This window comes from Paenibacillus albidus, assembly GCF_014644435.1.
Lineage (GTDB): Bacteria > Bacillota > Bacilli > Paenibacillales > Paenibacillaceae > Paenibacillus_AQ > Paenibacillus_AQ albidus.
In genome coordinates this window covers 100,178-126,087 of the sequence record NZ_BMKR01000010.1, presented here as the reverse complement: position 1 = coordinate 126,087, position 25,910 = coordinate 100,178, and the positions used below count along the sequence as shown (strand labels likewise).

The window sequence follows — 25,910 nt, the reverse complement described above, 5'->3', positions numbered from 1 at the left end:
CTAAGCAAGCCAAATGACGATAATCTTGCCTATTGTATAAAATTCGTGCCTCGTAAGCTCCGAGTTGTTATTCACCCGTAGGGTGATTTTGTTCAGTTTTCAGGAAATCAAAGCAGATGTAACATGTGATGTGAAGGAATTAAGGGTATGGAGTATGTCTTTGGAATCATTTTATAAATTTTTTTGGCATTCGACAGATTCTCTGATTGCGTTGTCTTCTTCTCTTGGATATGATTGGAATATAGTTGAAACGGTTGGATAATAGGGAGCGGTTACCGAATGTTCTGGCGTCTTCGTCATATACTTAAATACATAGCAATTTGCTGTCGCCTGACGCCTTCGTCAAATGCAGTAGAAGGGGGAACTTAATATCGTGATAAGCCAATATCAGGAAAGTTTACTCTTGTCGGCAAGAACGTTTCAATCCGGACTTCTGGACGCTACCTATGAGGATGTTTTGGAGAACATTGACAGTGGAATCATTCTGTTTGATGAATTGGGGGTCATCAGTTTTGTCAACAAGCAGATGTACGGCATGCTTGAATTGCAGCGTCACTCTCTTGTGGGATGTACAATGGCCCATCTCCTGTCCCATATCCAGTTAAACCGCTTCAAGAAAAGACAATTGCTGAGCAGCTATCGGGAAATGATCTACAAGGGGAAACCCAATTACGAATTTGTGGACGAGTTCGGACGTTATTGGCGGGTGTCGCTCTCGTCGGGTGAGACAATGAAGGGTTATTATTTATTTACGGTCAAGGAGATCTCCGATTACAAGCTGATTGAGCAAACGGCCTATCAGAACGACAACCTGGCTATGCTGGGCAAACTGTCCGCATCCATCGCCCATGAGATCCGCAATCCCTTGACGGCTATCCGCGGCTTTATACAACTGCTGCGGCCGCATCTTCACCAGCTGGGCAAGGATGAATATGCCAGAATTATTCTTGCAGAGATCGACCGGGCTAATGATATCATTCATGAATTCCTGATGTCATCCAAGCCTTCCGTTCCCCAAGTAGGAATGATTTCAGTATCGGCACTGCTTAAGGAAGCGGTTTTGTTAACCGAAAGTGAAGCTTTAATGAAAGGCTGTCAGATTCATCTTCACCCGCTTCAAGGCGACATGGCCATCTCCGTTGATGTCAAGCAAATGAAGCAGGTTATCCTTAATATGATAAGAAATGCTATGGAAGCGATTACAGAACGATCTGATGACTATACGGGAACGATTGAGATCGGAGCGCGGAGAGAAGGCGCTGAGGTCCGTATTTTTATTTCTGACAATGGCAAGGGGATGGATATTTGTACTCTGGACAGGTTGTTCAGTCCTTTCTTTACGACGAAGGAGAATGGGACGGGGCTGGGTTTGTCAGTCAGTGACCGGATAGTCAAGAATCACGGGGGCTGTATCTCAGTCAGCAGCCGGGTGAACGAAGGAACCCGGTTTGTAATCTCCCTGCCGTTAATCCAATAGCTCAGTGGTGACAGTAATACGGCAATGAAGTGAAGGCCGTATTTAGAGAACAACAGGCTGATCTTTTGCGGTGCGTTGCCGCAGGGAATCAGCCTTTGTGTGTTAGAATGGACCATACGACTTCTGTAACAATAGCTGGAGGGAACACATGTTGAATATTGAATGGAGCAGTGGTAAGCCGTCAGCCTCGTGGAAAGGGGATGCCCTGGTATTTATTCTGTCAGAGACTCAGGTGAAGTCCGGCGGAGGGGCTGCGGAATGGGAGGACCGGGTGGCTGCCCTGGGGACAGCCGGATTCTTCAGCGGGAGACACGCTGAGACGTATGTCCTCCCCTTGGAAGGGCCATATCCTGCGGCTATCCTGGCAGGAAGAGGGGACGGCGCTCTGACAACCGAGGGACTGCGGGAGCTGGCGGCCCAGACTGCACGGGCTGCCCTGCGAATAAAAGCACGGAGACTGGTCCTCCTGCTCCCTGAAGAGCTCAGGACAATGTTTGGGGAGGCTCAGGGGAATGCTGTTTCTGCCCTGACGGAAGGCTTGCTGCTGGGAGCTTATCGGCGCAGAAGGTACAAGCAGGAGCAGCTGGAGTATGCGGGTCTGGAAGCGGTGCTGTTTAAGCTGGAGCAACCGGTAGAAGCGACTGAAGCGGGACGCTGGGACCGCAGCATCCTGAAGGGGATGGCTTTTGGAGAGGCGACAAATTTGGCCCGTGATTTAATCAATACCCCCGGTAACCTGATGACTCCTTCGGATCTCGCGGTGGCAGCGATTGAGGTGGCTGAACGGCACGGGTTCCCGGCCGAAGTACTGGATGAGCGTGAGATTGAACAAAGAGGCATGGGCGGCTTGACCGCAGTCGGCAAAGGCAGCGCCAATCCATCCCGAATGATCGTTATCCGATATCAGGGTACAGAGCAATGGGACAATGTCACCGGGCTGGTGGGCAAGGGGATCACGTTTGATACGGGCGGGATTTCTCTAAAAAGAGCGGCCGGTATGGAGAATATGATCAGCGATATGAGCGGTGCGGCAGCCGTATTGGGCGTGATGGAGGCTCTGGGCCGCTTGCGGCCACAACTGAACGTGCTTATGGTCATTCCCTCGGCAGAGAATATGCCTTCTGCCAATGCCTTTAAACCCGGCGATGTTATTACTTCACTTAGCGGACGCACCATAGAAGTGCTGAATACCGATGCGGAAGGCCGGATTGTGATGGGAGATGCGCTTACGTATGCCCGGCATTGGGGAGCAGAGCGGCTCATTGATGTAGCCACATTAACCGGTGCTGTGTTGTCAGTATTGGGGGATACCGCTACAGGAGCCCTTACGAACGATGAAGCATTCCTGCAGCAATTTCTGGAGGCATCCCGCCGGGCGGGGGAAAAGATTTGGCCGCTTCCTTCATACCCGGAATTTCGCGATGCGCTGAAGAGCGAAGTTGCTGATATCCGCAACTCCGGGGGAAGGTACGGCGGAGCGACTACAGCCGGCCTGTTCATCGGCGAGTTCGCCGAAGGTTTGCCTTGGATTCATCTGGATATTGCCGGGACGGCTTATCTGGGCAAGGAACAAAGCGTGAATCCCAAAGGAGCTTCCGGCGTGATGGTACGCACATTGCTGGAATGGCTGCTAAGCCAAAGCGGGCATCAGGAGTAGTGCAAGGCAGCGGCAGGGGAAGAGACAGCAGGCAACCCATAAAGGGGTAACCCGGCAACCGTAAAGGTCTGCCGGGTTACCCCTTTAGCATGGTCAGTCTGATCATTCAAAGAGACTTAAAGTTAATAAGTACTGCCGGATTTCTTGGATTTCATCTGTGAAGTGAAGTTCTGAATTCCGTGCATAATCTTGTCACGGGTATTCTTGTTTTTCAATAAGTAGGCTGCTCCGAGTGCCACTGTGGTGAATAACGTTTTTTTGGTGTTCATTGTAGTTCCCTCCTTGGTGGTTTCAGGGTGCAGTTGCTTATAACAAACATACCCGTAACGTGGGGAAATTAAACGAGTTTATGGATTTTGCTGAATTTACCACTTGATTATAATTTGTTGCGGACCGGGTCTCCCGAGCAGGAAAAGGGCGAATCCAGTGAGGCTGCCGCACAGGTTTTTCCTTTGTCGCAGCCAGCACAGGCTCCTTTTTTGCCTTTTTGAAAATGACGGTAAATCATCCAGCCTGAGTATCCGAAGACTCCGCCTATAATTAGAATGTTAATCATGAACTGCACCCCGCTTTCACATTTAGGACCATCCAAGCAAACGCCCGCCTTGGAACACAACAAAAGAAACGATATAGGCCAGCACCAGGCTGTAGCCCATTGAGAAAAACGTCCACTTCCAGGAAGCTGTTTCTTTTCTGATCACGCCTACTGTTGCCAGACAAGGAATATAGAGCAGGATAAATACCATGAAGCTAATGGAGCTCAGCGGTGTAAACACTTGGGCAATCTGGGTTTCCAGCCCGGCCGTATCCGGTGCGTGATAAATAATATTCATGGTCGATACAATAACTTCTTTAGCCAGAAAACCGGGAACCAGTGTTGAGCCGGCCTGCCAGTTTCCGAAGCCGAGCGGCTGCAGCAGTGGGGCAATCAGGCCGCCAAATTTGGCCAGAAAGCTGTCATCCATGGCTACATCCAGCCCTCCGGGTCCGGCATAGGACATGAGCCAGATGATTACGGAGCCGGCGAGAATGATCGTTCCGGCCTTGCGCAGGAATCCTTTGCCTTTCTCCCAGGTGCTGCGCAGCAAGGTCTTAATCTGCGGCAGACGGTAGGGGGGAAGCTCGATAATAAAGATGGAGGACTCATTCTTAAAGAGAAATTTAGAGAATACTTTACAAAGAATCAGCGCAAATACGATACCCAGCACATACATGGACAAGACGGCTGCCGCTTGCCGGCTCGGGAAGAAAACTGCGGCAAACAGAGCATATACCGGCAGTCTGGCTGAACAGGACATCAGTGGCATAAGCAATGTAGTGAGCATCCGGTCCTTTGGCTGTTCAATGCTGCGGGCAGCCATAATGGCAGGGACATTGCAGCCAAAGCCGATAATGAACGGAATGAAGGCTTTTCCGTTAAGCCCCATACGCTCCATTGTGCTGTCCATCAGGAGGCAGACACGGGCCATATAACCGGAGTCCTCGAGAAAGGAAATAATCAGGAACAGGATGAAGATTTGCGGGACAAACACGAGAACCCCGCCGACCCCGCCGATAATTCCGTCAACAACCAGCGCGTGGGCGAAGCTAGAGGCCCCAAGGTATTGAAGCAGGGTGCCTGCGCCATCGCTGATCGGACCGGAGATCCAGCCGTCCAGGATGTCGGACAACGGCCCGCCAACCCAATCAAAGGTCGTTTTGAACAAAACATACATAAAGAAAATAAAGAGAGGCAATCCCATAAAACGGTGGGTCAGCAGCGCATCCAGTCTTTCCGTTAAATTGTGAGGTTTGCGTGCTGTGGTATCCATCGCCGCCTGGCACAAGGAGCGGATATAATCCATCCGTACTGAGCGGATCCACTGGGGAAGCGTCAAGGCCAGCTTCTTGCTCTGCAGCTCACTCTGGCAAACGTCGCAGATGGCGAGCAGCGGGGTTACGTCCAGCTGTGATTTCAGGATCTGCAGAATAACCGGATTCTGCTCCATCAGCTGGAGGGCAACCCAGCGGGAATCAGGCAAAGAGGCGCCGGCAGGCAGCATCTTCTCGATTGCGGCGATCGCTTGCTCAGCCGGCTCGCCGTAATCAAGCCTGAAATGAACTGCAGGGATAGCAGCAGAATTCTTCAGCAGACTAAGAACTTGTCCGCTGCCTTTTCCTGTTCTGGCTACCAGCGGGAGCACAGGAACACCGAGCCAGGTCTGCAGCACTTCAGGATTGACCTGAATACCGCGTGCGCTGGCAACATCGACCATATTCAGTCCAAGCAAAGTAGGTTTGCCATACTCAAGGAGCTGGAGTGTCAGCAGCAGGTTCCGTTCCAGCTGTGAGGCATCCACAATATTAATCAAGGCCCCCGGCGATTCTTCCACCAGATACCTGGCAGCAACGCTTTCGTCGCGGGACAGCGGGTGCAGGGAGTAGATGCCCGGCAAATCAATCAACATGCCGGCACCGTTTTTCAAGCTGCCGATCTTTTTCTCTACCGTTACCCCCGCCCAGTTCCCTACATATTCATAAGAGGAAGTCAGGGTGTTGAAGAGCGAGGTTTTCCCGGTATTCGGGTTGCCGACAAGGGCTATAGAGCTCATGATACATTGACCTCAATTCTGGAGGCTTCTTTCCGGCGAATAGCGAACAGCTGGCCGTTGCATTCTAAGGTAACCGGTCCCAGGAAAGGACCTTTGCCTTTGAGCCGGATAACTACACCTTCAAATACCCCGAGATCAGCAAGCCGGCGCCGCAGGATGGGATTCATGCCTTCAATGCTATGGATGGAGCCGGTTGAGCCCGGATGTAAACGCAGCAGCGAGCAGGGGGAAACAGCCATTTAAATTCCTCCAAAAGAGATTGAGAATCAATCTCAGTGATTTTCTTGTAATTTATCACTTTTGTCCCTTTTTTTCTGTGACCTTTATCATTGCTGCGACGTAGCTTGAGTATATGCGGGTATAGGCGAATATCCTTTACATTTTATTCTTCATTAAAGTATGATTAAACGATAATGATTGCATGTTGATTGCAACAGTTGAAGGGAGAACATATGGTGAAGACTAATCAGAGCAAAATTGTCGACTGCACGATCCGTGACGGAGGACTTGTGAACAACTGGGATTTCAGTGTGGAGTTTGTGCAGAATCTATACGCCGGCTTAAATGAAGCGGGTGTTGATTATATGGAAATCGGATATAAGAATTCACCGAAGCTGCTTAAGGGAGCTGAAGGTGCCGGTCCTTGGCGTTTCCTGAACGATGATTTTCTGCGTAAGGTTATCCCGCAAAAAGGACACACCAAGCTCTCCGCACTTGTTGATATCGGCCGTGTGGATGAAGCGGACATTCTGCCGCGCAGCGAAAGCATGCTCGACCTGATCCGCGTAGCCTGCTACAGCAAGGATGTGGATAAGGCCCTGCAATTGGTACAGACCTTCCATGATCTGGGTTACGAGACTACCATCAACATCATGGCTTTGTCGAATGTAATGGAGAATGAACTGCTTGAAGCTTTTGAGCAGATTAACGAAAGTGTTGTCGATGTTGTATATATCGTCGATTCCTACGGCAGTCTGGATCATAATGACATGAAATATCTGGTGGATAAGTTTAAGAAACATTTGCCTAACAAACGCCTGGGTGTGCATACACATAACAATCTCCAGCTGGCTTTTTCCAACACCCTTATTGCTGCGGAGAACGGCGTAGAGCTTCTGGATGCTTCTTGCTACGGCATGGGCCGTGCGGCTGGCAATTGTCCTACCGAGCTGCTGGTAACCCATCTCAAGAATACGCAATACAAACTCCGGCCTGTGCTGGATATCGTGGAGCGCCTGATGATCCCTCTGCGGGAAAAAGAGGAGTGGGGCTACATTATTCCTTATATGATTACTGGCACGCTTGATGAGCATCCGCGTTCTGCTATGGCTTTGCGTTCCTCTGTAGACAAAGATAAAGCTGTCGATTTCTATGACAAGCTGACTACCCCGGAAGTAACCTTCGGAGATAAATAACCGATTGAGCGGAAAGCACTGAACTCTTATGCAGAGGGAAGTGCTTTTTTCTTGCTGCTGGAGCCAAAAACATACGTGAATATGCAAAATTCCGGTCTGTTTACACGATGTAATGCTGCGATTTCTTTGATGTTGTCGAAAATACGCTGTAACTTTACTGGCTTAACTAGCCGATATTTATACATAGGACATGAATATTTCCCGTCATTAGATATAGATATCACTTTCGGACGCGAGGGACTTATGAGACAAGAAGAGAAAAAAACAATTCGTGCGGCTGTTTTAGGAGCCATCCTATTCCTTCTGATTCAGATTTTTCATACATCGCTGAAGGGCGTGGATGACTGGGATCTGCTTTCTGCACTTTATCTCATTGCGGGCTTCTGCAATGTGGCTTTTGGATTTGCGATTTTTGCACAGGGCTGGCTATTCTTCTCCAATCAGCTATCGCGGGGAAGACTGTATGCGTCTGCTCTTTTTTTAGGGGTCTGCGTATTTGATTTCATACATACAGTCAGTTACGTCGGGATTCCATGGATATCTTCCTTTATAAGCGCTGATGATTCGCTTTGGCTGTTGATATCCTCGCGCCTTGCGAGCGCGGTGGGCATCTTGTTTATTTTCAGCAGAGAAGACGGGCCGGTATCTGCCGCCGCAAAGGGAAAAGCGTTCAAAATCTCCTTTCTGTTGATCATCCTTTCATTGGGTGTCTTCATTTTTGGGCGCTCCTTAATTCCGCAGCTGATCGGGGAGGCCTGGTTGAATGCACTGAAGCAGACGCTGGATCTGGTAGTGCTCTTTATTTATTTGATCGGCGTAGCCCTTATTGTCTATCCCGGAAAAGTGGAGAAATCCGCCTCGCTGCTGATTATTATCCGTTCACTCATTTTTTTCTCCCTGGGCCAGGCTTTTTGTATGAATCCCCTCAGCATTGGGGAGCTGGATCATCTTTTTGGCATGGTCTGCAGCGGGATCGCTTATTATTTGCTGCTTACCGGTGTATACCGTTTGACGATTGAGGAACCTTTCCATGAAAAGCAGCAGATCGAAGCCCGTATTAATTATTTGGCCTATCATGATGAGCTGACCGGGCTGCCTAACCGCCGTTGCTTGATGCAGCGGGTGGAAGGAATGATCCAGATTTCCCAGAAGGACACCAGCAAGGGGTTCTCTGCATTGATTATTATGAATATCAATCATTTCAAGAATATCAATGACTCCTTGGGACATTACGCCGGAGATCTTCTGCTGCAGCTGGTATCCCGGCGGATTGCGGGGCAGGTAGATCGGAACGAAGAGCTGTTCAGCATGGGGGCGGATGAGTTTGCTTTTCTAATGACGGACAGATCGAGTCTGGAGGGCTGCCTGATCCGGGCCCGCGAGCTGCTCCGGCTGTTTGAGAGTCCGGTCAGTCTGGAATCGGGAGAATATCACATCTCGCTCAGTATGGGGATCAGCATCTATCCCGGGGACGGGACCACTGCCGAGCAGATGATCCAGAATGCGGATACCGCTGTTCATAATGCCAAGGATCAGAATGTGGAAATCCGCCGCTATACGCCAGCCATGCAGATGAAGGCCAAAGAACGCCTGAAGCTGGAGAACGATCTGCGCAGGGCGCTTGAACGCGGCGAATTCTATCTGGTCTATCAGCCGCAGGTTCAGCTGGATTCGGGAGAGACCGTCGGGATGGAGGCCCTGCTCCGCTGGAATCATCCCAAACGCGGCCTGGTCTCCCCGGCAGACTTCATTCCGATTGCAGAGGAGAGCGGGCTTATTGTCCCTATTGGCGAATGGGTGCTGAGAACAGCCTGTCTTCAGAATAAAGAGTGGCAGATGAAGGGCTATCGTCCGATATGCGTCTCTATCAACCTATCGATCCGCCAGTTCCTGCAGCCGAATCTGGCCGGCAAGATTGGTGCTATTCTGGACGAAATCGGGCTCGACCCTTGTTACGTCGATCTGGAAATTACGGAGAGCATGACCTTGGACAAGGAGACGACGTTTGAGCAATTGAACCGGCTGAAGGAACTGGGCGTGTTTATCAGTATCGATGATTTCGGAACCGGCTACAGCTCCTTGCATTATCTCAAGGATATGCCGATCGACCGTTTGAAAATTGACCGCTCCTTTGTCTCGGATGTGCTGGAAGACAGCAATAATGCAGCTATTGTCTCGACCATCACTTCCATGGCGCATCACCTGAAGCTGAAGGTAACTGCCGAAGGCGTGGAGAATGTGGAGCAGCTGGAATTCCTGCGCCAGCAGCACTGTCATGAGGCGCAAGGTTTCTTGTTCAGCAAGCCCATTCAGGCGGCTGAATTTGAGCTTTCTTTTCTAAAACCTCTGCTGCGTCTGCATTCTTGAACTTTTTATCGTAAAAGGTTGTATTTTATATAATGAGATGTTATACTATTTCTTGTCTTAACTTTGAGTTGCGGGTGTAGTTCAATGGTAGAACTTTAGCCTTCCAAGCTAATAGCGTGGGTTCGATTCCCATCACCCGCTCCATAATCTAAACTTCCAAACCCTTGGGTATCCAAGGGTTTTTTCTTTGCGTATAATGCGAGATTCAAAAAAGGGCAACCCAAGTTATTATGCGTAGGCAAGCATATCTATCCAATTATTGTCCCTGTACGTATATTATCCCGTACTAAAAAATGGGAGGTAATGGAAGATGACTAGGAGAAAAGGGAAAGATTGTTGGGGTACGACAAGTTCCTATAGAAAATGCTTTGTGAAAACCGAAGTGGTGAAAAAGTACATTACCGTCAGATATGATCCGGTAATCGAAAAGTGCTGTGAAAAAAAGATAAAGCTTGGCTGTAAAAAGGTTCACTGCAAGCATGCGCCGCGCAAGCATTGCAAGCATTGCCATCCGCACAGAGGACACAGAGCGTGTCGACGCTCAGGGTACTGAAAGCTGTCGTAATTAGCTGACACAACGAGGAGGCAAGAGGTTTGCCTCCTCTATACATAATAAAGTGAATTAACACCCCTTCCTCGCATATTTCCTTGCTCAGCATTAGATTTCGTTGCCGTCAGGGATGCCCATATTCAACTCCTGACGGTAAGCTTAAGGAGATGGATGGAGGGAGGAAGAAAATGCATAACCGAATGAAGACTAAGCACAGCTGGTCTCCGGCACTACTTGGCGGGGGCGGTTATATCACCGGGCTGATCCAGCACCCTGGACAACCCGGGATTTTGTATGCCCGCTGTGATGTGGCAGGTGTGTTCCGCAGCTCCGACGGCGGGGAGAGCTGGGAGACGCTGAACGGGGGGCTGACCCAGGCCTATCATCATCAGGTACAGAGCTTTGCAGTCAGCCCGCATGATCCGGAGATAATGTTCCGCTGCTCCGGTGAGGTGAGGGGCCGGACCTTCTATGGTTCGGTGCACAAATCAGCGGATGGCGGGCAGAGCTGGCGTGAGGTCTGCGGCAGTATGGGGTTCTATGGCAACGGGCCGACCCGGATGTACGGCGAGGTGATTGCCGTGGACCCGTATGACCCGGGGACAGTGGCCGCCGGGGGATATACCGGCGGATTATGGATCAGCCGGGACAGCGGGGAGACCTGGAATCAGGCGGCGCTCCCGGCGGAGCGGTTCGGGTGCGTTGCCTTTCATCCCGCTCAGCCTGGCGTTCTGTACGCTGGGACGATCAGCGACGAGGGGTTGAACATGGATTACGCCGACGTGGCCGAAGGCGGCGTTCTCGGTTTGCTGCAGGACCAGCCGCGGGGCAAACGGGGCCGGCTGTATGCCAGCCTCGACCACGGGGAGTCGTGGCAGCTGCTCCACGAAGGCCCAAGCTTCGCCGAGTTGTCCTTTGACAGCGTCAGCCCGCAGCGGCTGCTGGCGGCCTGTATCTGGGACGGCATCCGCGTAAGCTGTGATGGAGGACAGACCTGGGAAGCGGCCGGGGAAGGCCTGCTGCAGGGCGGGCAGCGGTACGGCACAATTGTGCAGGACCCGCATGACCACAAGTCTCTGTATACGGCACCGGATCTGCGGCCGCATATGAAAGGCATGCCGCCGATTCCGCTGTATGTTTCCAAGGATAGCGGAGTGCATTGGCGGCTGGTTCACTGCCACAAGGATGAGGATCTGAGTGGATTTCCGGCTTATATGGACGGCTTTGGCGAAGGGTCACGGGCAGCGGCAGCGGGGTGGGCCATCTCCCAAATAACCGTTGACCGCTTTGTTAAAGGACGTCTTTATTTATGCAACTGGTATGGAGTATCCATTAGCGAGGACGGCGGCAGAAGCTGGCGGGCCGGGCAATTCCGCGGGCTGGAGACAACCTGCATGGAAGCCGTAACCGCCGGCAAGCAGCAGCCGGGGAAGTTCTGTGTCACCATGGCAGACCATTCTCCGAAGGTGACGGAGGATGGCGGCCGGACCTTCCGCAGCCTGCCGGGCCTGCCGGGATATTCGGGAAGCACTGCAGCAGTCATGTCCAAGGCGGATAGCCGGCACTATCTGTATGGGCTGACGGGTCATGGAGGAAAGGCCTGCATTGCCTGCAGCAAGGATGGCGGGGCAACCGCGGCCGAAGTCCTTGCGCTTGAGCCGGGACTTTTTGTGCAGGCTTTGCGTGAAGACGGCGGTCAGCCAGGGACCTTTTATGCGTTTGTAGATGGCCCGGTGTCCGCCGGGGCAGGAGTCTATCGTTCCAGGAACGGGGGAAGCACATGGGAACAAACGGCCTTCCGTCCTCCGGCCGGGATACGGACCCTGCCGCATCAGAAGAACTGGATCGAAGCGGAGCTGCTGTCCGTGGTGGTCTATCAGGTCAAGAACGCTTGCGGTACGAACCAGCTGCTGGATACCGACCCGCAGAGGCCGGGACATCTGCTGCTTGGGGAATGGACCGAGGGACTCTGGCGCTCGCAAGACGGAGGGGACTCCTGGGACCCGCTTGGAGACGGTCTGCCGTTTCAGCAGCACGGCCTGGCTTCTGTATTAAATGTTGTCGCCTACTCGCCGAATCATTCAGGCACACTGTATGCCGGCTTTATTACGGAAGGTTTGTGGCGCAGTGAAAACGACGGGTTAAGCTGGCACAAGCTGTATCCCTCCGGACCTACGGAAGTATTTAATGTATCGGCACTGTCAGTAGGAACTTGGGAGCAAGGGAGGGACCTGCTGGTTCTGGCCAGCGAGCCGCTGATCTGTACCGGAACGGAGTCAAGGGTGGTCTGCAGCCGGGATGGAGGAGCGAGCTGGGAGGAGTGGGATCAGGCCGCACTTGGCGCGGTTCGCTGGAAAGGAATCGCCGTCGATTGTGAAGGGAAACAGGCTCTTGCCGTGACCTGCGGCAACGGGGCATTCCATACGATCATCGGTCAAGAACTTTAGAGCTGTCCAATTAGGATAATCGTTGCCAGAGCAAGTTTTTCGTTGCTGATGCACCTTGCTCAGTTTTATAGTAAACGCTTACATTGGAGAAGCCGGACGATGCGAACATCGAAACCAAAACCGGCTGTATCCAATGGAGGCTTGATCCAAGTGGTAGCACAAACGGGCAAAACATGGTTCCATAGTTGGCTGGCCGTCGCTCTGTTTGTTGCATCAATTATCGTTGCACCTGTTATGGCACCTGTGACGTCACAGGCTGCAGGGGAGAATCTGCTTAGCAATCCCGGTTTTGAAGCGGGGGACGCGAACTGGGAGAAATGGGGCAGTCCGGTGGTGACCACCACCGAGAAACATGGAGGCGAACACAGCCTTCAGGTGAAGCGGAACACAGGGGGAGCGTCAGTATCCGTGGCAGTGCAGGAAGGCAAAACCTACCGTGTCGGTTTATGGGTGAAATTCGCCGGAGCCGGAGTGGGCAGTCATGTCATCGATATGGATTTTTTCGGGACTGAGCAGGGGAAAGAACCCCTCGCCTTCACCGGTTCGACAGACTGGGAATACCAGCAGCTGCTGTACACGCCGGAGCCCGGCGTGGAGTATGTCCGTTTCTCGTTCTGGAACAATACCAGCATGGACTATTACATCGACGACGCAGTGATCCGTGAAAATGTGGACATTGAAGATCCGACAACACCGGGTGCCTGGCAGACCCGGCATGAGCCGGAGGCACTGGCGCTGACCTGGACGGGGTCTACGGATGATATCGGAGTCGAATCCTATCAGCTGTCCTACAAAAGAACAGATGCGCCCGACTGGAATACAGTGTCCATTCCGCATCAGGAAACGGTAACACAGTATACCTATACCCTGGAGAGTCTTGACCCGTTCTCCGTCTATGCGGTGATGCTGCGCTCACAGGATGGCGCGGGCAATACCTCCGAAGCCGTTATGGGGCTTGAGGCAACGCCGGGGTCCAATCTGCTCGTAAATGGGGATTGGGAGACTGGCACAACGGCTCCGTGGAAAACCACAGGGACCGTGCAGACCGTGACCTATGATACGTATTCAGGGCAATATGCCGCTTTGCTGCAAAATTATTCACAAATCAGGACTACAGGGCTGCCGGTTGAGAAGGATACCACCTATCTGATCTCCTATTGGAGCAGGTCTGCAGCCGAGACGCCGGACACCTTTACGTTGAAGGCAGGTTTTTATAAAGGCTGTATTTGTCAGTGGCAGCCGATTCTGGCCAACACCGCTTCAGAGTGGACCCGTTCGGAGCAGCAGCTGCGATCCGGGGCCAAGGATAAATTTATGCAGCTTCTTGCCAAAAATTCTACAGGTGCGGATTTGTTCCTGGACCAGATGTTTGTGGGCGCACTGCCGGAGCTTCCGGCTGAGCTGGCACCTCATGCGCCGTCCGGATTCCAGGTGAAGGGGACGGACGGTGTGTCTGCGGAGCTGGAATGGGAAGCTTCGACAGGTTCTTTTGGCGTAAGAGAGTACAGAATATCGTATAAAAAAGCCGCGAATACCGAGTGGGACAGTCTAACGGTTCCTTATGTTCCCGGCCAATCGCTGTATGAATACAAGCTTGAGGGCTTATCGCCTGAAAGTCTATATGACATTGAGGTGCGGGCTGTAAGTGAGGGGACGGCTGTTTCGGCCGCCAGCACGGTGCAGGCAACAACCGGCACGATGTCCCCGGTGAATCCGGATGCTTCGGAGGAAGCCGCTGCGCTGCTGGACCGTTTGTATGCCACGGTAGGCAATGCCGTCTATACGGGACAACATAATTATTACGAAGAACCCACGCTTTGGTATGATCAGGCGGCGGAACTGACCGGGTATTATCCGGCGCTCTGGGGGTCGGATTTTGCCTATTACACAGGCGGCGATTTCGCTGCGCTGCGGCAGGCCATGGTTGACGAAGCGATAGCCAAAAGCCAGGCGGGAGCCATGGTGACGTTGACCTACCACCAGCCGCGCCCGATGGATTCTGCAACGGCAGGCTGGGAAAGTGTAACGGCGGATGTGACGGAAGCCGAGATGACGGATATTGTAACTCCCGGTACGGCTTTATATGACCAATGGGCAGCCCAGATGGATGAGGTGGCCGGTTATCTGGCGCAGTTGAAGGACGCAGGGGTTCCGGTGTTATGGCGGCCATATCATGAGATGAATGCGGAATTCTTCTGGTGGGGAGCGCGGCCTGAGCTGTTCAACCAGCTGTGGAGCAATATGTATGACCGGTTCACCCATATGCATGGGCTGGACAATTTGATCTGGGTCTGGAGTCCGAATGCAGAGAGCTCCTGGGCTTATGATTCAGCCCCTTATTATCCTGGGCATGGGCTGGTCGATGTGCTGGCTATGGATATCTATAACAACGATTACCGCGATACGTATTACAACAAGCTTGTGCAGCTCAGCGGAGGCCGGCCTATAGCCATTGGGGAAAACGGGGAGCTGCCGGATATGGAGATGCTGCGCGAGAAGCAGCCGCGGTACGTCTATTTCATGACTTGGTCCCAGTATCTGACCGACAAGAACTCCCTCAGCGGCATTCAGTCCGTCTACAGTGATCCCCGGGCGCGCAATAACGGCGAGACCGGCAGCGGACCGTATGTTCCACCGCCGATGGACAGCTATATTATCGATGATTTTGAGCAATATGGCGGCTCGGACAGCAGCTTGCGCTCCAAATGGCAGCGCAATGTCTCCGGCAATGCCGCGACGGTCACGCTGGATACCTATCAGCTGAACAGCGGCACCTACGGGCTCAAGCTTGATTATACTGTCGGGAATCCGGGGTATGCCGGAGTATACCGCAGCATGGGCAAGGAATGGCCCGGCATGGAGGGGATTTCGTTCTGGCTGCAGCCGGATGATTCCAGCCGGCAGCTGGCAGTCCAGTTCCATGAGACGGGCGGTGAGGTGTGGGAAGCCAGCTACCGGATTGAGGGGACGGCGGCGGGACTTGTAACGATTCCCTTTACAGAGTTTGTGAACCCGGGATGGTCCTCCGGCGGCAATGGGGTCATGGATTTGGGTTCCATTAAGGAGTTTGGTTTTTATGTGGCTCAGGGAAATGGCAGTACGGGAAGCGGGACGCTTTACATTGATGATGTGAAGGCGATCAAGCTTTCCGTTGAGGAGGAATGACGTAATTAAGTAATCGTTGTTGAACCACATTTTTCGTTGGCCCCGGTACTGGTGTGTCCTTCCCACTTTGCATAAGATTAAGGTGTAAAGCAAAGAACCAGGAAGGATGACCGACGTGGAGATTGAACGGAGAGCTCTAAATCAGGCGAAAGGAAGTTCTGTTACTTGGTGGTTCCGGTGGTTCAGACAGTGGGATATCCAGCTGATGGTGCTGCCGGCACTGCTGTTCATCTTTATCTTCAGCTATTTGCCCATGTATGGCGTGCTGATGGCTTTTCAGGATTATCAGCTGTTTGGCGGTTTTTTTAACAGTCCGTGGGTGGGATTCAAGCATTTTGAGGCCTTCTTTAATTCTCCCGACTTCTGGACAGTTATGCGCAATACGATTGTAATCAGCCTGCTGAAGCTGTGCATCGGCTTCCCGGCTCCGATCCTGCTGGCGCTGCTGCTCAATGAGGTCAGAAACATGATGTTCAAGCGGGTGATTCAGACGGTCAGCTATCTGCCGCATTTTCTCTCCTGGGTGATCGTAGGCGGGTTCGTCGGCTCTATGCTTTCGACTGATAATGGAAGCGTTAACATGCTGCTGATGAACCTGCATCTGACTTCCGAGCCCATCAGCTTTCTGTCGGTGCCGGAATACTTCTGGGGGATTCTCGTAGGTACAGGAATCTGGAAGGAAATGGGCTTTGCGGCCATTGTCTATCTGGCGGCGATTGCCGGCATTGACCCGCATCTGTATGAAGCCGCTTCCATTGACGGTGCCGGCCGTTTCAAGCAGATTCAGCTGATTACGCTGCCCTGCATCCGGCCGGTCATTATCATCTTTATGATCCTCGCTGTGGGCAATATCCTGAACGCGGGTTTTGAGGATATTCTGATCCTGGCGACCAACCCGATCCTGCGGGATGTCTCGGATGTTATTGATACGTATGTCTACCGGATGGGGATTCTCAACAACCGCTATTCCTATGCGGCGGCGGCAGGATTGTTCAAGGCGGTGGTCAGTGTGGGGCTGCTCGCAATCGCCAACAGGGCTGCCAGAAAAATGGGTTCCAGCCTATGGTAAGCCACCTGTCCTCCAAGGCGCTATGGACGCCGCCTGATTCTATGCTGCATAAGATCACAATCTACCGGAAAGCGGGGAACGGGTTATGATGAAGCTGTCGCCGGGAGATAAAGTGCTGCAGGTGTTCATTTATTTACTCCTGCTCCTGCTGGGCTTCATCACGTTGTACCCCTTCTGGAATTCGCTGGTGATCTCTTTCAATACGGGCTCTGATACGGCGCTTGGCGGTATCACCTTCTGGCCCCGCAGTCCGACGTTCGACAACTACATGGTGGTCTTCCGCGATGACAGGATCAGCCAGGCTTTTCTGATCTCGATCCTGCGGACGGTGGTCGGTACTGTGTTGTCCGTTCTATTCACGGCTGTGTTGGCCTATGGATTGTCAAGGCAGGAGCTGATGGGCCGGAAATTCTATATGGTCTTTTGCGTGATTACAATGTATTTCAGCGGCGGGCTGATTCCCACCTTTCTGCTGATGCGTGAGTTTGGCATGATGGATACCTTCTGGGTGCTGGTCATCCCCGGACTGATCAGTGTGTATAACATGATTATTTTCCGGACTTTTTTTCTGGGGCTGCCTGCAGGTCTGGCTGAATCGGCCAGAATTGACGGCTGCAATCATATCGGGGTGCTGGTCCGCATTATTTTGCCGATCTCCGGGCCTGTTGTGGCGACCCTGTCCCTGTTTACCGCGGTGGGACACTGGAATGACTGGTTCTCAGCGAGTATCTATATCAACAACCCGGATCTGATTCCGATCCAGACGCTGCTTAAGCAGATTCTGAATTCCAATATTGTGACGGATCAGCTCTTGCAGGCGATTGGCAGCAGTGCTGCAGCTCAGGACCGACTGGCTCTGATGCAGTCGGTGACCAGCAAATCCCTGATTATGGCAACAACCATGGTAGCTACACTGCCGATTATTATGGTCTATCCCTTTTTACAGAAGTATTTTGTCAAAGGTGTACTCATCGGCTCTCTGAAAGAATAGCCAGGCCCGGGAAGCCGATTCTTTGTCTGTTTCAGATTCATCCTGCGTATAGTAAGTATTAGAGAGGGGCTGCTCAATTGAAGCGTATGAAGAAAATGCCGCTGTTGTCGGTCGTATTGTGCACCGTGCTGTTGATGTCGGGTTGCGGAGGAGGGAATAATGCCGCTGTTCAAAGTACCGCCGAGCCCGGCAAAGAACCGGCACCCGCCGGGACAGCCGCAGTAGCAACGCCAGCAGAGGGAACGACGGTGAAGCCGGTCTCCTTCAGTTATTACAGCAACTACGACTGGGACACCACGGAGCCTTGGGGAGACGATTCCACGACACGCTGGATTATCGACACGCTTAAGGTGAACATTACACCAGTTCAGTCCAGCGGCGCGGCAGAGACCAAATTCAGCACAATGATTGCCTCGGGCAGTCTGCCGGATGTGATTATGATGGACCGTGGAGCGAACGTGGAGCGTCTGCGGCAGGCCGGTCTGCTGGTTTCCTTTGATGAATACCTCGATAAATACCCTAATCTGAAAAAAAATGCCGGTGAAGCTACGCTGAATATGCTCCGCTCGGACGACGGAAAGCTCTACCAGTTCCCGAACTGGTACACATCCAGTCCCAACGGCAACGGCGGCTGGCTCGTCAACCGGAAAATATATAAAGAACTGAACTCGCCGAAGCTCGAAACGTTCGATGACCTGTATGCCTATCTGAAGCTGGTGAAGGAAAAGTATCCGGACGTGGTTCCGCTGGAGGTCGGGGCTAAGGGCCGGGGGATCGATACGATGTATGGCGGCTTTGCCGAGAATAAACCCTATCTGTCCAAAGCCAATCCGGTAGGGAATGCATTGGAATCGATTTTTAAGGATCCGGTGTTCATCGAGAACATGTTGTTCGCCAGCAAGCTGTTCCGTGAAAAGCTGATTTCCCAGGATGTCTTCACCCAGACCAGCGACCAGATTACGGAGAAGCTGAACACGGGCCGGGTGGCGGTCTTCGTGGACGGGGACGTTGCCAATCCGGGCCGGGGTGCCAATTCCGCGCTGCGGGCCGCCGATCCTGAAGCCGGCTACGATATCATCTGGCCGATTCATAAGGCCGGGCTGAATGCCGAGAAGATCACCCCGAACAATTACAACTCTCTGGGCTGGAATGTGCTGGTGATTACGAAGCAAGCAGAGGACCCGGAGGCGATCTTCTCCTATCTGGACTGGGCGACGGGTGATGATGGCCAGCGTATCCTGAATTTCGGGCGCCAGGGTCTGTACTGGGATGAGACGGATGCGGATGGCGTACCGATTCAGAATGAACGGGGGCTCACTACGCCGCAGTCGGAGAAGGACAAAGAAAAGATCGGCCGGTTCAATTGGGTGGGCAACACCACCTTTATCGATAAGACCAAGGCCAAGATGGATGCGCAGCTGCCAGAAGACAAACAAAATTGGACGACGCTGGCCCAAACCAAAGTCGCCTGGAAGACTTCCCGCAACTTTACGGAATTTGTGAACCTGGACCCGCTGCCTGATTCAGAGGAAGGTACCATTGCAACGACTGTGAACGATATCTATCTGGAAGTCTATGCCAAAGCGCTGTATGCCAAAAGCGATGAGGAGGTCCAGCAGCTTCTGAAAAAAGCCGATGAGGACGCGGAGCGCGCCGGTTATGCTAAGCTGCTTAAATTCCAGACTGAAAGATGGCAAAATAATCTCAGCAAGATGGAATAACGTTTAGGGCCTGCCGGAATCGTGGGGTATACTGGAATCAGGTATACCCCTTTCACTAAAAAATGTCAGGTTGGCAGGCAGAAGTTTCATCTATACAGATTTTAAAGGATGGGATGGTATGTACAAGGTGCTGCTGGTGGACGATGAGCTATTGGATCTGGAAGGTCTGCAGCGCTTCATGAACTGGGAGGCTTTGGGCATGGAGGTGCACGCTGCCGCGAGCAGCGGCTTTGAGGCACTGGAGATGCTGCGCTCAGGGACTGTGGACATTATCGTCACCGATATCAGAATGCCGATTATGTCGGGAATGGAGCTGGCCCGCAGAGCCCTGGAGCTGAATCCGAAGCTGAAGATTGTTTTTGTCAGCGGCTATGAAGATTTCCAGTATGCCAAGCAGGCTATTTCCATGAGCGCTTCGGGGTATGTCCTGAAGCCGGTGGATGACGAGGATATGCGCAGAACCCTGGAAGAAGTGCGGGAGTCGCTGGACCGGGAGCGGGCCCACTCCCATCTGGAGCTCTATTTCTCGGAATCGGAGCCTCTTTTGAGAAGAGAGCTGTTCATGCAGCTTCTGGACGGGCTGCCGGATGAAGAGAAGGTGCTGTCACTGCTGCGGCGGATCGGGATGCCCTGGCACACCACACACTTGTATACGGCACTGCTGGAACCGGATGACTTGTCCTGGAAGCTGAACGGCTTTGGGGATGAGGCTAAGGCGGAAATAGAGAAAAAGCTGGAAACAGCCGTAGAGCACTTTTGTGCGGAGGAGCGGATTCAGGCCTGCAGACTGGATCGGTTCCATTTTGCGCTGATCCTTGAAGAGAGCTACGACAGCGGACGGCTGTACGGCTTGATTCGCCGGGCGGTCTGCGGTACTCCGCTTACGGTCACTATAGGCGTGGGCCCGCCCGTAACCCGTCTGAAGGAGCTGCACCTCTCCTTCCGGCGGGCCAGGGAAGCTCTGGAACTGAAGCTGTTCCTGGGCAAAGGCAAGCTGATCCTCCATACGGATGCCAAAGGCCCGATCTCGGCTGAAGCGCGGGATCTGGACGGTATTCTGCAATCATTGTTCGCGGCCATGTCCTCCTACCGGCTCGTTGATGTCGACGACTGCAATGAGGAGCTGTTTGTCCTTGTGGGGAATATGGAGAACAAGCTGGAGATTTATCAGCTGTTCCTCCACATTGTCTCCAAGCTGGATGCCTATTTGCATACGATCAATGAAGACTTTTATGCCTTGCTCAGGCTGGACCGGAAGCATCTCAGCATCCTGTACCATTTTGAAACGATAGAGGATATGAAATCCTGGCTCCGCCGCCGGATGTTCGAGCTTTCGGAGCATCTGCAGCGCAAACGGCAAGGCAAAAAGCGCAAGCTCGTAGAAGAGATCGAAGCTTATATCGAAGAGCATCTGGAGCATAATGTGATGCTGCGGGATGCGGCCAATCATTTTTCCTTTTCACCCAATCATCTGGGGCAAATCTTCTATGAGGAGACGGGGGTCTATTTCTCCGATTTTGTCAGTCTCAGGCGGCTGGAACGGGTCAAGGAGCTGCTCGGTGATCCGAAGCTGAAGGTTTATGAAGCCGCCCACCGGGTGGGCTACAAGAACCTGTCCCATTTCAGCAAGCAATTCAAGGAGTATTACGGTGTCAGTCCGGGCGATTACAGGAGACATCTGTAATATGCGCCGCATGCTTAATGTGCCTTTTGGCTACAAGCTGATTCTGCCTTATCTGCTGTGTCTGCTGCTGGCTGTGCTGACCGTAGGAATGTTCGCCTATGCCCACTCGGTGAGCTCTCTCAAGGAGAAGACTCGGGACAATATCCAGGGTACGCTGCGGCAGATACGGGACAACATCCGTTACCGCACGGATGATATCCAGCGCATTTCCGATATGCTGTATTACAATTACAATTTACAAAATGCCCTCCGCCGTTACGATCAAGGCTGGTACAGTTACGAGACGATGACCAAAACACTGATGCCCACGCTTGCCAATCTGCTGAACTATACAGCCAGCAATATCGGTTTGTCCCTCTATCTGAAGAACGATACCCTCCCGGAATTATTCTATAAGGACGGACAACAGAATCCGCTGCTCTCGACCAAGCGGTATGAGATCTTCCATCTGAACAGGATTCAGAATGAAGACTGGTACGGCGGGTTGGAATTTTCCAGGCAAAAGGCTGGTCACAGCTTATGGCAGCAGATTCAGCGCGACGAAAGGGACGGCAATATTTCACTGCTTCAGCGGCTGGATGATGTCCAGCGGGGGCAGGAGATGGGGCTGATCCGGGTAAGGGTACAGATCCGTGATCTGCTGGACTCGGTAGATTACCGCAAGGTTGGCGAATATAGCACCCTTATGGTGCTTGATAACCAAGGCAACACGGTGCTTAAGTCTTCCCCTGAAGGAGTGGCCGGGGACGTGAAGGCATCAGCGGCGAACCGGCTGCTGCTGAGTGAACCGCTGGATGGGCTTGGCTGGGTGCTGGAAGCGCACATTCCGAACAGCCTGTTCGATGAAAGTGCCAACAAGGTGCGCAGGATGACGCTGGTCGTCTGTCTGGTCAGTGCCTTTGTGCTGGCTTGTCTGGGCATCGGGGTATCCAGTTATTTTTCACGGCGGATTCAGAAGATTGTGGGTTCGCTGAACGCTTTTCGTGACGGGGACTTTCAGAAGCGGATCAGCTACAAGGGCAATGACGAGCTGGCACAGATTGCAGCGGCTTTCAACCGGATGGGCACCAATATCGAAGAGCTGATTCACAAGAATTATGTCGCCAATCTTCAGAAGAAAGAAGCGGAGCTGGAATCGCTGCAAGCACAGATCAATCCCCATTTCCTCTACAACACCCTCTCCTCCATCAACCGTCTGGCGCAATTCGGCGACATTCAGAAACTTCATGTTCTTGTGCAGGAGCTGGCCAAGTTCTATAGGCTCTCCCTGAACCGGGGCGAAATCCTGACCACAGTAGGCAAGGAAATTGAGCATGCCAAAGCCTACATTGCCATTCAGTGCATCAAATATGGCGACCGGATGGCTGTGTACTACGACATCGATCCCGCAGCGCTGGAGTACACGACCGTCAAGCTGATTCTGCAGCCAATGATTGAGAATGCCCTGGAGCATGCCTGGTTCGGCAGCACGATCGGCATCCGGCTGGTGGTGGAGAAGCGGGAGACGGATATTGTGTTCAAAGTCATTGATAACGGCGTGGGGATGAGTGCTGATACCATCCAGCAGATTCTGGACCCTGAAGGCCCACGTATGGGCTATGGCATCCGCAATGTCGATTCTCGGATCAAGCTGCACGGCGGCAGCGGGTACGGGGTCAACATTGCCAGCCGCAGCGGGATCGGTACCTGTGTTCAAATTCGGATTCCCTGCAAAATGTAGCTGCCGTAAAGCAAATCTGGTATAAAGGAGCATCATACGCTATGACCACACAGGAACCAAGCGGCAAGATCCGCCCGGGAGAGGTTTGGAGAGACAGCAGCGGAGCAGTGATTCAGGCCCATGGCGGCGGAATGCTGTATCATGAAGGCCTGTACTACTGGTACGGTGAGAATAAAAATGGCATTACGCAAGGGGACCGCTGTGATGTGATCGGTGTGTCCTGTTATTCTTCCGCCGATTTGCAACACTGGCAGAATGAAGGGATCGTTCTGCCGGCTGTGCCGGACGATCCGCGGCATGAGCTGCATCCCACCAAAGTGCTGGAGCGCCCGAAGGTGATCTATAACAAAGCCAGCGGCGCGTTTGTGATGTGGATGCATATCGATACAGCAGATTACGCCTTGGCCAGAGCGGGGGTGGCTGTTAGCAGCAGTCCGGCAGGTCCGTTCCATTATCTGGGCAGCTTCCGCCCCGGCGGGGTTATGAGCAGGGACATGACGGTTTACCAGGACAGCGATGCTGCTGCGTATCTGCTTTGTTCCTCGGACAACAACAGCACACTGTACATTTTTCGGCTGACGGATGATTATCTGCGGACCACCGGGAGCGGCGCCCGGCAGTTCATTGACTGCTATCGGGAGGCTCCGGCGATTGTAAAAGAGGGTGACCAATATTATCTGATCACCTCCGGCTGCACTGGCTGGGACCCGAACGAGGCGGAATATGCGGTGGCTGACGACATCATGGGTCCCTGGACGGTGAAAGGCAATCCTTGCAGCGGGGCGGAGGCGGGAACGACATTCCATTCTCAGGGGACGTTCATTCTGCCCTTGGAGGGCCGGCCGGGAGCATTTGTCTTTATGGCTGACCGCTGGAACCGGGAAGATCTGGCAGATTCGCGGTATATATGGCTGCCTTTGCGGATTCAAGACGGCAAAATTACTGTGCACTGGCAGGAGGAATGGGACCTGTCAACACTGGGAGGCTCGAAATTATGATTACGCGGACTCAGACTCTATTGAAGACAATAAGCGCTGATCTATATGAGATCACCTTGCAAGGAAATTCCGGGGGGTTCCGCACCTCGCTTTATGTGGAAGATGGGGAGGCAGGGGTGAAGTTTGTGCATCTTGCGCTGGACGCCGATGTTCCGGCAGCTCCCCCGGAGCTTTCGCTGCAATGGAGCTGCCCGGCGGTGGATGTGCAAGGCTTGTGGCATCCGGCTGCGGAGCGCAGCCGGGCGCTGATCCCCGACTGGTGGCCAGGGTTCTCTTCCAGAGCCACTTCTTCCGCACCGGTCGTCTGCCTGCATGGCTACAGGAGCAACAATGTATTAAGCTTCGCCTGCTCCGATGTCTTGCATCCGCTCCGGCTGCATGCGGGCCTGAATGAGGAGACAGCCAGCTTCCATTGTTCGGTGACGATCTTCCAAGGGCCCGCTTCGCCCCTGGCCCATTATGAGCTGGTGCTGCGCCTGGACTCCCGCAGGGTTCCGTATTTCGAAGCACTGTCCGGGGTGTCCGGATGGTGGGCCGGTCTAGCGGGCTGCGAGCCGTCTCCGGTTCCGGATACGGCCCGGGAACCGATGTATTCCACCTGGTACAGCTTCCACCAGCAGCTTGAGCCGGAAGCGGTGGAGGCGGAGTGCAAAGCTGCAGCGGAGCTGGGCTGCAAGGCGGTTATTATAGATGACGGCTGGCAGACCTCGGATGAAGCCAGGGGATATGCCTACTGCGGCGACTGGAAGGTGAGCCCTGCCAAAATCCCCGATATGAAGGCCCATGTAGCCCGAATTCATGAGCAGGGCTTGAAGGTGATTCTCTGGTATGCGGTTCCGTTCATCGGGAAACACAGCGAGGTTTGGCACAGCTATAAGGATAAATTATTGTACTTTAATGAAGAGATGGGAGCGGGAGTTGTGGACCCGCGTTATCCCGAGGTACGGAGTTATTTAACAGGCATTTATGAGCAGGCATTGCTGGACTATGACCTGGACGGCTTTAAGCTTGATTTTGTAGACAGTTTCTACGAAACCAGAGACAGCTCCCGGCAGAGCGGCGGTGGCAGGGACACGGATTCTGTGCCGGCAGCGGTTGACCAGCTGCTGAGCGGAGTGATTTTCCGTCTGCGGCAGCTGAAGCCGGACATTATGATCGAGTTCCGCCAGAACTATATCGGTCCGCTGATGCGTAAATACGGCAACATGTTCCGGGCCGGGGATTGCCCGAACGATGCGGTGCAGAACCGGATCAAGACTCTGGACATCCGTCTGATCTGCGACCGTACAGCGGCTCATGCCGATATGCTGATGTGGCACCCGGAGGAACCTGTAGCCAATGCAGCGCTGCAATTGATCAATGTGCTGTTCTCCGTGCCGCAGATTTCGATGCGGCTGGACCGTCTGCCGCAGCCGCATTTTGCGATGCTGGCCTACCAGCTGGCCTTCTGGCGCGAGCACCGTGAGGTGCTGCTGGACGGCGTCCTGGAGCCATGGCATCCCGAGCTGCTGTATCCGCTTGTGTTCGCCCGCATGCCTAAGAAATGGATCGTGGCAGCCTATCATGACACGGTAATCCCGCTGACCGGCGAGCTGCCCGATGAGGTGCTGGTCGTGAACGGGACGTTGCTCACCCGTCTTGTGCTGGAGCTGGACCAGGACTCGGGGCAGAAAGAAATAACCGTCCGCGACTGCCAAGGTACAATAGTTGCGAGGCACACGGTGGCTTGGGCCGCAGGTGTCCATGCTCTGGAGGTGCCGGCGGCAGGTATCATTTCGATCCGTACCGGTGCGCCCATGCTCCATTGACGATCCCGATCAACTCCCGGCGGCCTTTGCCCGTATGTTTAAAAACCTGAAAGGCATCACTCTTTCTAATTACCGTGCTTAATTAAGCAGGGCGGGTGAAAGTGAGGGGAGGGGGAACTAGCCAGGAAAAGGGCAGCTATTGAGTTGAACATTTGACTGCATTTCGTGCAGCAGAATGGACTTAGCCACTTGGGATTTGCTGATTGAATGCATTTTGTACATTCAAAATGCCGGAAAGTAGCCTTTATAG

At 53.1% G+C, this 25,910-nt stretch carries 17 protein-coding genes and 1 tRNA gene; 14 read left to right on the top strand and 4 right to left on the bottom strand.

The window, feature by feature from the left end; all coding sequences use genetic code 11:
* The first annotated feature begins 373 nt into the window (after positions 1–373).
* Together IEY53_RS14005 and IEY53_RS14000 are read left to right on the top strand one after the other, a co-directional pair.
* On the top strand, positions 374–1,477 hold the full coding sequence (locus tag IEY53_RS14005) for an ATP-binding protein (protein WP_189025846.1): 1,104 nt from the start codon (positions 374–376) through the stop codon (positions 1,475–1,477).
* Between the two features lie 148 nt (positions 1,478–1,625).
* Positions 1,626–3,134 (top strand): leucyl aminopeptidase, encoded by a 1,509-nt coding sequence (locus tag IEY53_RS14000; RefSeq protein ID WP_189025844.1) that lies wholly within the window; start codon positions 1,626–1,628, stop codon positions 3,132–3,134.
* 122 nt (positions 3,135–3,256) lie between these two features.
* On the opposite strand, the gene IEY53_RS13995 is transcribed toward IEY53_RS14000, so the two are convergent.
* From IEY53_RS13995 to IEY53_RS13980, 4 genes are all read right to left on the bottom strand, one after another.
* Positions 3,257–3,403: a YbyB family protein gene (locus IEY53_RS13995; RefSeq protein WP_189025842.1), complete on the bottom strand. Its 147-nt coding sequence runs from the start codon at positions 3,401–3,403 to the stop codon at positions 3,257–3,259.
* Positions 3,404–3,510: 107 nt separating this feature from the next.
* Positions 3,511–3,690, bottom strand: a complete 180-nt coding sequence (locus tag IEY53_RS13990) for a FeoB-associated Cys-rich membrane protein (protein ID WP_189025840.1) — start codon at positions 3,688–3,690, stop codon at positions 3,511–3,513.
* Between the two features lie 22 nt (positions 3,691–3,712).
* Positions 3,713–5,725 (bottom strand): ferrous iron transport protein B, encoded by a 2,013-nt coding sequence (gene feoB, locus IEY53_RS13985; protein WP_189025838.1) that lies wholly within the window; start codon positions 5,723–5,725, stop codon positions 3,713–3,715.
* Positions 5,722–5,964: a FeoA family protein gene (locus IEY53_RS13980; RefSeq protein WP_229696145.1), complete on the bottom strand. Its 243-nt coding sequence runs from the start codon at positions 5,962–5,964 to the stop codon at positions 5,722–5,724. The genes feoB and IEY53_RS13980 overlap by 4 nt, the downstream gene beginning before the upstream one ends.
* Before the next feature lie 213 nt (positions 5,965–6,177).
* Between IEY53_RS13980 and IEY53_RS13975 the strand changes: the two genes are divergently transcribed.
* From IEY53_RS13975 to IEY53_RS13920, 12 genes are all read left to right on the top strand, one after another.
* Positions 6,178–7,140: an aldolase catalytic domain-containing protein gene (locus tag IEY53_RS13975; protein ID WP_189025836.1), complete on the top strand. Its 963-nt coding sequence runs from the start codon at positions 6,178–6,180 to the stop codon at positions 7,138–7,140.
* A 243-nt stretch (positions 7,141–7,383) separates the two neighbouring features.
* A complete protein-coding gene (locus IEY53_RS13970; protein ID WP_189025835.1) occupies positions 7,384–9,507 on the top strand; it encodes a putative bifunctional diguanylate cyclase/phosphodiesterase in 2,124 nt (707 codons plus the stop codon).
* Between the two features lie 70 nt (positions 9,508–9,577).
* A tRNA-Gly gene (locus tag IEY53_RS13965) sits at positions 9,578–9,651 on the top strand.
* 594 nt (positions 9,652–10,245) lie between these two features.
* Positions 10,246–12,504, top strand: a complete 2,259-nt coding sequence (locus tag IEY53_RS13960; RefSeq protein WP_189025833.1) for a sialidase family protein — start codon at positions 10,246–10,248, stop codon at positions 12,502–12,504.
* 99 nt (positions 12,505–12,603) lie between these two features.
* A complete protein-coding gene (locus tag IEY53_RS13955; RefSeq protein WP_189025830.1) occupies positions 12,604–15,669 on the top strand; it encodes a glycosyl hydrolase in 3,066 nt (1,021 codons plus the stop codon).
* A gap of 205 nt (positions 15,670–15,874) precedes the next feature.
* Positions 15,875–16,738 carry an ABC transporter permease gene (locus IEY53_RS13950; protein ID WP_373293857.1) on the top strand — a complete coding sequence of 288 codons (864 nt, stop codon included), beginning with the start codon at positions 15,875–15,877 and terminating at the stop codon, positions 16,736–16,738.
* An 85-nt stretch (positions 16,739–16,823) separates the two neighbouring features.
* Positions 16,824–17,729, top strand: coding sequence for a carbohydrate ABC transporter permease (locus tag IEY53_RS13945; RefSeq protein ID WP_189025826.1), 906 nt, complete (start codon positions 16,824–16,826; stop codon positions 17,727–17,729).
* An 86-nt stretch (positions 17,730–17,815) separates the two neighbouring features.
* Positions 17,816–19,450 carry an extracellular solute-binding protein gene (locus tag IEY53_RS13940; RefSeq protein ID WP_189025824.1) on the top strand — a complete coding sequence of 545 codons (1,635 nt, stop codon included), beginning with the start codon at positions 17,816–17,818 and terminating at the stop codon, positions 19,448–19,450.
* A 118-nt stretch (positions 19,451–19,568) separates the two neighbouring features.
* Positions 19,569–21,134, top strand: a complete 1,566-nt coding sequence (locus IEY53_RS13935) for a response regulator (protein ID WP_189025822.1) — start codon at positions 19,569–19,571, stop codon at positions 21,132–21,134.
* 1 nt (position 21,135) lies between these two features.
* Positions 21,136–22,854 carry a cache domain-containing sensor histidine kinase gene (locus IEY53_RS13930; protein ID WP_189025820.1) on the top strand — a complete coding sequence of 573 codons (1,719 nt, stop codon included), beginning with the start codon at positions 21,136–21,138 and terminating at the stop codon, positions 22,852–22,854.
* Between the two features lie 41 nt (positions 22,855–22,895).
* The gene (locus IEY53_RS13925; RefSeq protein ID WP_189025818.1) at positions 22,896–23,852 is read left to right on the top strand and encodes a glycoside hydrolase family 43 protein; all 957 of its coding nucleotides are present in this window, start codon (positions 22,896–22,898) and stop codon (positions 23,850–23,852) included.
* The gene (locus tag IEY53_RS13920) at positions 23,849–25,660 is read left to right on the top strand and encodes a glycoside hydrolase family 36 protein (RefSeq protein ID WP_229696144.1); all 1,812 of its coding nucleotides are present in this window, start codon (positions 23,849–23,851) and stop codon (positions 25,658–25,660) included. The genes IEY53_RS13925 and IEY53_RS13920 overlap by 4 nt, the downstream gene beginning before the upstream one ends.
* The last annotated feature ends 250 nt before the right edge of the window (positions 25,661–25,910 follow it).

Coding starts and splice junctions, on each gene's coding strand:
- IEY53_RS14000 (WP_189025844.1), top strand. CDS start 1,626: ATGTTGAATATTGAATGGAGCAGTGGTAAGCCGTCAGCCTCGTGGAAA.
- IEY53_RS13995 (WP_189025842.1), bottom strand. CDS start 3,403: ATGAACACCAAAAAAACGTTATTCACCACAGTGGCACTCGGAGCAGCC.
- IEY53_RS13990 (WP_189025840.1), bottom strand. CDS start 3,690: ATGATTAACATTCTAATTATAGGCGGAGTCTTCGGATACTCAGGCTGG.
- feoB (WP_189025838.1), bottom strand. CDS start 5,725: ATGAGCTCTATAGCCCTTGTCGGCAACCCGAATACCGGGAAAACCTCG.
- IEY53_RS13980 (WP_229696145.1), bottom strand. CDS start 5,964: ATGGCTGTTTCCCCCTGCTCGCTGCTGCGTTTACATCCGGGCTCAACC.
- IEY53_RS13975 (WP_189025836.1), top strand. CDS start 6,178: ATGGTGAAGACTAATCAGAGCAAAATTGTCGACTGCACGATCCGTGAC.
- IEY53_RS13970 (WP_189025835.1), top strand. CDS start 7,384: ATGAGACAAGAAGAGAAAAAAACAATTCGTGCGGCTGTTTTAGGAGCC.
- IEY53_RS13960 (WP_189025833.1), top strand. CDS start 10,246: ATGCATAACCGAATGAAGACTAAGCACAGCTGGTCTCCGGCACTACTT.
- IEY53_RS13955 (WP_189025830.1), top strand. CDS start 12,604: ATGCGAACATCGAAACCAAAACCGGCTGTATCCAATGGAGGCTTGATC.
- IEY53_RS13950 (WP_373293857.1), top strand. CDS start 15,875: ATGGTGCTGCCGGCACTGCTGTTCATCTTTATCTTCAGCTATTTGCCC.
- IEY53_RS13945 (WP_189025826.1), top strand. CDS start 16,824: ATGATGAAGCTGTCGCCGGGAGATAAAGTGCTGCAGGTGTTCATTTAT.
- IEY53_RS13940 (WP_189025824.1), top strand. CDS start 17,816: ATGAAGAAAATGCCGCTGTTGTCGGTCGTATTGTGCACCGTGCTGTTG.
- IEY53_RS13935 (WP_189025822.1), top strand. CDS start 19,569: ATGTACAAGGTGCTGCTGGTGGACGATGAGCTATTGGATCTGGAAGGT.
- IEY53_RS13930 (WP_189025820.1), top strand. CDS start 21,136: ATGCGCCGCATGCTTAATGTGCCTTTTGGCTACAAGCTGATTCTGCCT.
- IEY53_RS13925 (WP_189025818.1), top strand. CDS start 22,896: ATGACCACACAGGAACCAAGCGGCAAGATCCGCCCGGGAGAGGTTTGG.
- IEY53_RS13920 (WP_229696144.1), top strand. CDS start 23,849: ATGATTACGCGGACTCAGACTCTATTGAAGACAATAAGCGCTGATCTA.